The 4,468-nt window shown below is 51.1% G+C and carries 9 protein-coding genes; all 9 read left to right on the top strand.

Going from position 1 to position 4,468, the window contains the following annotated elements; genetic code table 11:
* Nucleotides 1-527 precede the first annotated feature (527 nt).
* The 9 genes from VE954_RS27075 (at nt 528) to VE954_RS44445 (ending at nt 4,334) form a co-directional block, all read left to right on the top strand.
* The gene (locus tag VE954_RS27075) at nt 528-704 is read left to right on the top strand and encodes a hypothetical protein (RefSeq protein WP_324958766.1); all 177 of its coding nucleotides are present in this window, start codon (nt 528-530) and stop codon (nt 702-704) included.
* Entirely contained in the window at nt 697-1,362 is a 666-nt protein-coding gene (locus tag VE954_RS27070) for a hypothetical protein (protein ID WP_324958764.1), read from the top strand. The genes VE954_RS27075 and VE954_RS27070 overlap by 8 nt, the downstream gene beginning before the upstream one ends.
* A complete protein-coding gene (locus tag VE954_RS27065; RefSeq protein WP_324958762.1) occupies nt 1,359-1,805 on the top strand; it encodes a hypothetical protein in 447 nt (148 codons plus the stop codon). The genes VE954_RS27070 and VE954_RS27065 overlap by 4 nt, the downstream gene beginning before the upstream one ends.
* A 148-nt stretch (nt 1,806-1,953) precedes the next feature.
* Nucleotides 1,954-2,262, top strand: a complete 309-nt coding sequence (locus VE954_RS27060) for a hypothetical protein (RefSeq protein ID WP_324958760.1) — start codon at nt 1,954-1,956, stop codon at nt 2,260-2,262.
* Entirely contained in the window at nt 2,259-2,432 is a 174-nt protein-coding gene (locus tag VE954_RS27055; RefSeq protein ID WP_324958758.1) for a hypothetical protein, read from the top strand. The genes VE954_RS27060 and VE954_RS27055 overlap by 4 nt, the downstream gene beginning before the upstream one ends.
* Nucleotides 2,433-3,129: 697 nt before the next feature.
* A complete protein-coding gene (locus VE954_RS27050) occupies nt 3,130-3,420 on the top strand; it encodes a hypothetical protein (RefSeq protein ID WP_324958756.1) in 291 nt (96 codons plus the stop codon).
* Complete coding sequence (locus tag VE954_RS27045) at nt 3,417-3,560, top strand: hypothetical protein (protein ID WP_324958754.1); 144 nt, start codon at nt 3,417-3,419, stop codon at nt 3,558-3,560. Before VE954_RS27050 ends, VE954_RS27045 begins: the two co-directional genes overlap by 4 nt.
* Complete coding sequence (locus VE954_RS27040; RefSeq protein ID WP_324958752.1) at nt 3,536-4,231, top strand: hypothetical protein; 696 nt, start codon at nt 3,536-3,538, stop codon at nt 4,229-4,231. The genes VE954_RS27045 and VE954_RS27040 overlap by 25 nt, the downstream gene beginning before the upstream one ends.
* Nucleotides 4,170-4,334, top strand: coding sequence for a hypothetical protein (locus VE954_RS44445; protein ID WP_414699034.1), 165 nt, complete (start codon nt 4,170-4,172; stop codon nt 4,332-4,334). The genes VE954_RS27040 and VE954_RS44445 overlap by 62 nt, the downstream gene beginning before the upstream one ends.
* The last annotated feature ends 134 nt before the right edge of the window (nt 4,335-4,468 follow it).

Genomic DNA, 4,468 nt, shown 5'->3' with positions numbered 1-4,468 from the left:
CGAGCAGGACCATAGGCCCATCAAGCAGCTATGCAGAGCCACCTTGGGCTTTGGCAGGTTTCGAACGGCAACGATTACAATTGGTGGCTTTGAGTCGATGAGAATAATTCGAAAACGGCAGGTCAGAGCAGAGGGCAATACTTCTGCAGAGATCTTCTATTCCGTCGCTGCATGATCGTTCGCCAATCCTTGCTTCCCCTCGCTCAGCTTCTGCAAACGCAACACAACCGAAAATTCCCCCTTCCAGGGTCCTGCTCCTTTTCTGGAGAAGAAAAGCCGTTTGGCAGAGTGAAATCAATTGCAGTTTTCTTGCGAAAAAGCTGGTGTTTTGATACTTTCCTTTTATCGATGAATAGGGTGTATGGCATGTGCGCCATGGTATTCAAGGAAAACATGCAACTGACAGTTCACCCATCGTTTCGGAGTTCGGCCAGGATATAAAATGCGGGACGTGCACGATGTCAGTCCTCGCATCAACAGCCTGAAAGGCCTTGTTGGAATTCATGTAGGTAAAGGAGGAGATTCATATGCAGTGCAATTTTGAGCAGATCATGCAGGAAAGAGAGGAAAAGATGCCGGTCGAGGAACCGGATCCCGTGGAGGATCCCTTTCATATCCCGTCAAGGGATGATTCGGTGGAGACTGAGCTGCAAAGGCCAAAATTGCACGGCATGAAACCCGGGAGGACGATGAAAAATGCCTGACCGTATAGTCCGCGAGTATAGCTACGCTATGAGTGAGAAGGTGGAACCAAGGTCATCAGCGGCAGAGCCTGAGCTGGTTCTTGATTATGACCTTGTGCGGGTAAGAATGCCCAATCGTGCTGAGAGACAGCGCCGACGACGCGAGGAAGCAGAGCACCGTGCTCGCGAGCAGGCCGAGCGCGAGCAGCAGGAGGGGGCGGCGGCATCCAAAGTTGATGCCGCCATCAATCAAACGCATGCGAAGGCGCAGAATCGACGCGCGCTGGTTCTTAAATCTGTGGAAGCACGGGGTTCGCCGGTTTCGGATCGAGTGGATGCTTCCAATACAGAGCTGCGAAAATCGTGGACGATTGAAGACATCAGGCGTGAGGAGCTGATGGCTGCGGAACTTCTGAAAATCCATCACGCGATGCTGTCCGGCTACGATCTGTTTCCGGTCTTCCGCGGGATTCGCCTGTGCGTTGCTGGTAAATGGGGACGTGTCATTGGAATGAATCGTGACCGTTGCGCCATGCATTTTGATGGAGCGAACGGGCAGAGCAGTGTCAGCTGGGACGATATAATTCGATTGTTTGATGTGACAGTGGATTCCGGAACGCGGCCGGAATTGGGACAGGATTGTGGGAGCGATTTTGCAGCCGAGAGGACAGGAATATGACTTGGAAATTATCCATTGAGCAGTCTCAGTTGGGGGGGATAAATTGTCTTGAGTTTTCGACAGCCGAGGAAGCGCTTATGTATCTGAAAGACAACCCTCGTCTTCCACTCCATGGTGTTGAAGGACCTGGAGCCCGCGAGTCATTGGCACCTGAGCCCCGTTTTTTAATTCAATGCAGGGAATCGAGTGGGAACTACTTACTCTGGTGGAAGGCAGATGACAAAGGTTATACCTTCAATGTGGATGAAGCTGGACTTTATACGGCCGAGGAAGCCGGGAGAATCTGTAGCCTTCGTGAAATTGATGTCGCCTGGCGTGAGGATGAGGTGCGCAAGTGTGCCCAGAGTGTTGTAACTCTTTATGATCTTCGTCGTTTCGGAGTTGTCTCCATCCTGGAAGGCACTCCTGCCAAAAGATTGGACAACGAGACGCCAGACAAATAAGCCATCAAAATGAGGGTGCATGATGCGCACTTTTTCGGATTTGACAGTGAACTGGCTCGACGTCCACCCATCACGCATGTCAGCGGGCCTGTCAACCGGGTTTCTGTGAGCGATGCATTTAAAAGATTGGCGAAAGTTGAGGTAAGCCATGAGTGGTGATCCGTGTGATCAGGATCAGTTTAAAAATCTCACCCCTCCGGCATCGATGAATCTGAAGTATCTCTCCCGTGTTTCCGCTGTCGACTATTATCAGGCTGGCCACGTACGCATCGCAATTGAGATTCAAAACGGGAACGGATGCCGGCGTCATCAGCTCTCGTTTTTGGTGAACATGAAAAGGCTTGATCTCTCCTCCTGCCTTGCGCTGGCGGAAAAAATTGGGCCCGGTTTGGGGTGGAAGGTTGATGAAAAATGCTCGCGGAAGAATCGATCCTTTCGTCTCTGGTGTGATGCATGAAAAGTGAACCGTGTGATCACCTTCTGAATATTTCGGACCCGCTGGCCGAGGACCGGGTGGACCGTGCCGACGGGATGATGCGATTTGAGTTGAACAAAGATCACTGGCGTTTTATTTACGAGTCGTTGCTTCTCAATTTAAACAAAATTGAGGATGATTACACTTTTTAAGCTCCGGCTAGGATTTCTTGCACGGAGCGGGTTTTACGGCCGGTGATTGTGATCGATTTTTCCTGCCGCCTTTTTATGGCAATTGACGTCAGCCGACATGCTATACTGGTCAATGCCTTTCCGCATTGAAAGCAATGAAAATCCAAAGTAATCGTTTTTCTGCCGGCGTTTCGATGCCGGCAATTTTTTGGTGGCAGGGCTTTCGGAGTGATGGCATTATTCGATTGAACAGAAGTCTTTTATGAGTCAGCCGCCCATATCTTCTGGTATGAGCGGCCTTTATCGTTGATTGCTCTATGAGCATAAGTGATACTCGGCCCGTTAATTCACTGAATTGTGGATTTGGGTACGGCCGCTTGTGATATTGCTTGCGGCTTTTTCTGATGGAAAAGCGTCAGTAAAAAATCGGATACTGGTGTTGTTTTGATCGGACAGTTTAAGCCAATGAACAGGCCGCCTCTGCATTTTGCAAAGGCGGCTTTTTCGTGGAAGGCTTCTCTGAAGATCACGTGAGAACATTCTCTAAAAATATTTCATATGAGAGTCATTTATAAATCCGTAAAATGCTATTTTCCTGGAAATTCCTGGCAATTTCGTTGATATCGAGAACTGGTGTAAGTCTGATATCAAGCCCAATATATTTGACAGTATTGCCGCCCTTATGCTCATAAGGGCGGCGGTTTTCAGGAGCCTCCTCATGATCACGGAAACCGTTTGCAGAGTCTGCAGCCACTGGAAAATATCCCCCCGGTATCAGTGCCCGCCGGTATTTCTATGCCGGGAGCGGGGCGGCATTGAATGGAAAAGGGTTCACGGGCGGAGCGCATCGGAAGCGGTCGAGACTTTTTCCGAACGCCAACCGCATTTTTTTCTTTCGCCTCGGGAGTATTTGGTTGAGGTCAAGTCTGAGCGTGCCGGCGATGATGAGATGCAGGTGTTTCAGGTGGGGCCGATTTGCAAGGTTGACTATGTGGCGAGGGAAATATGAGCGATAAAAAAGTGGATCCTGATTTCACGGAAGAGTCGAAGGCCCTCGGGTATTATCCGTTCATCCGCTTTTCGCTGCTGGAGTGGTTGACGTTCAAGGAGCTTTATGGGGTTGGGTGTTTCAGCTGTTTTCCCGTCTGAAGGATCCCCTTCGTCTTCATCCGGACTGGGCGGTTTCGTTTGCGGGTGCTGCGGCTACCCTCCCGTCCGAAGAGCTGGCGGGCGCAGAGAATATTTATGTTTTTGTAATAGGAACGAAGGTCTATCGCTATCGGAAGGATCACATCAATCGATTCAATCGCTGCTTTTTCGATGTGGTGTGGCAGCGGATGAAGGCTGGCGCTCTGGACATTGACGAGCCCCATCGCAGCCTTTATCTGGGGGACTGTGAGCGTTGGCAGGTGCATCTGAAAGCATGCTCGGAAGCCCAGCGTGTGGCTGAGCAGGAGGCTGCGGAGACGGCGAAGCTCAAGGCCAAACGTCGGGCCGATCACGAGGCGGCCGAGGCTGCAGTCAGCGATCGAAAGGCCTCAACGAAAAAAGCCACCGATGAAATAGCCGCGCCTGAGAAGGGGGATCCGCAAAAGCGCGTGATGTCGCCAGGATGTCCGGTGCCGGAACGCAAGGGGCCTGTGATGGAGCGAAAGCCTGCAGGTCCCCTTGCGAAGGCAGCCACGGGAGGCGCCTCTGGAGGAGGATGGCGATACGATCGACTTTCTTTTGTCGGCAAAGAGGGATCAGAAAGCGGCCATGAGGTTTTTGAAAAAGGCCGTTCGTCAGCATGGAGTGCCGGAAAATATCAACGCAGATAAATCAGGAGCCAACGCCTCTGGCCGCAAGGCTTTCAATGATGAACATTTAACTGACATCGAGCTCGGGCAGGCGAAATATCTCAACAAAATTGTGGATCGATAGCAGCGGCACCGGGTAAGACAGGAATTTGTTTATCGTCGCTCGGAAATGTTGCGCACCCAAAGCAGGACAGCGCATGGAACAAAGGGGGGCCTTGCATGGAACATTCAACATCGAAACAAAAATCCTCACCTGAC

This window comes from Oligoflexus sp., assembly GCF_035638955.1.
In the GTDB taxonomy this organism is placed as follows: domain Bacteria; phylum Bdellovibrionota_B; class Oligoflexia; order Oligoflexales; family Oligoflexaceae; genus Oligoflexus.
This window is presented reverse-complemented; position numbering and strand designations above follow the sequence as displayed.

Excerpts from the sequence above, each read along its gene's own strand:
- VE954_RS27075 (WP_324958766.1), top strand. The coding sequence starts at position 528 with ATGCAGTGCAATTTTGAGCAGATCATGCAGGAAAGAGAGGAAAAGATG.
- VE954_RS27060 (WP_324958760.1), top strand. The coding sequence starts at position 1,954 with ATGAGTGGTGATCCGTGTGATCAGGATCAGTTTAAAAATCTCACCCCT.
- VE954_RS27070 (WP_324958764.1), top strand. The coding sequence starts at position 697 with ATGCCTGACCGTATAGTCCGCGAGTATAGCTACGCTATGAGTGAGAAG.
- VE954_RS27045 (WP_324958754.1), top strand. The coding sequence starts at position 3,417 with ATGAGCGATAAAAAAGTGGATCCTGATTTCACGGAAGAGTCGAAGGCC.
- VE954_RS44445 (WP_414699034.1), top strand. The coding sequence starts at position 4,170 with ATGAGGTTTTTGAAAAAGGCCGTTCGTCAGCATGGAGTGCCGGAAAAT.
- VE954_RS27055 (WP_324958758.1), top strand. The coding sequence starts at position 2,259 with ATGAAAAGTGAACCGTGTGATCACCTTCTGAATATTTCGGACCCGCTG.
- VE954_RS27050 (WP_324958756.1), top strand. The coding sequence starts at position 3,130 with ATGATCACGGAAACCGTTTGCAGAGTCTGCAGCCACTGGAAAATATCC.
- VE954_RS27065 (WP_324958762.1), top strand. The coding sequence starts at position 1,359 with ATGACTTGGAAATTATCCATTGAGCAGTCTCAGTTGGGGGGGATAAAT.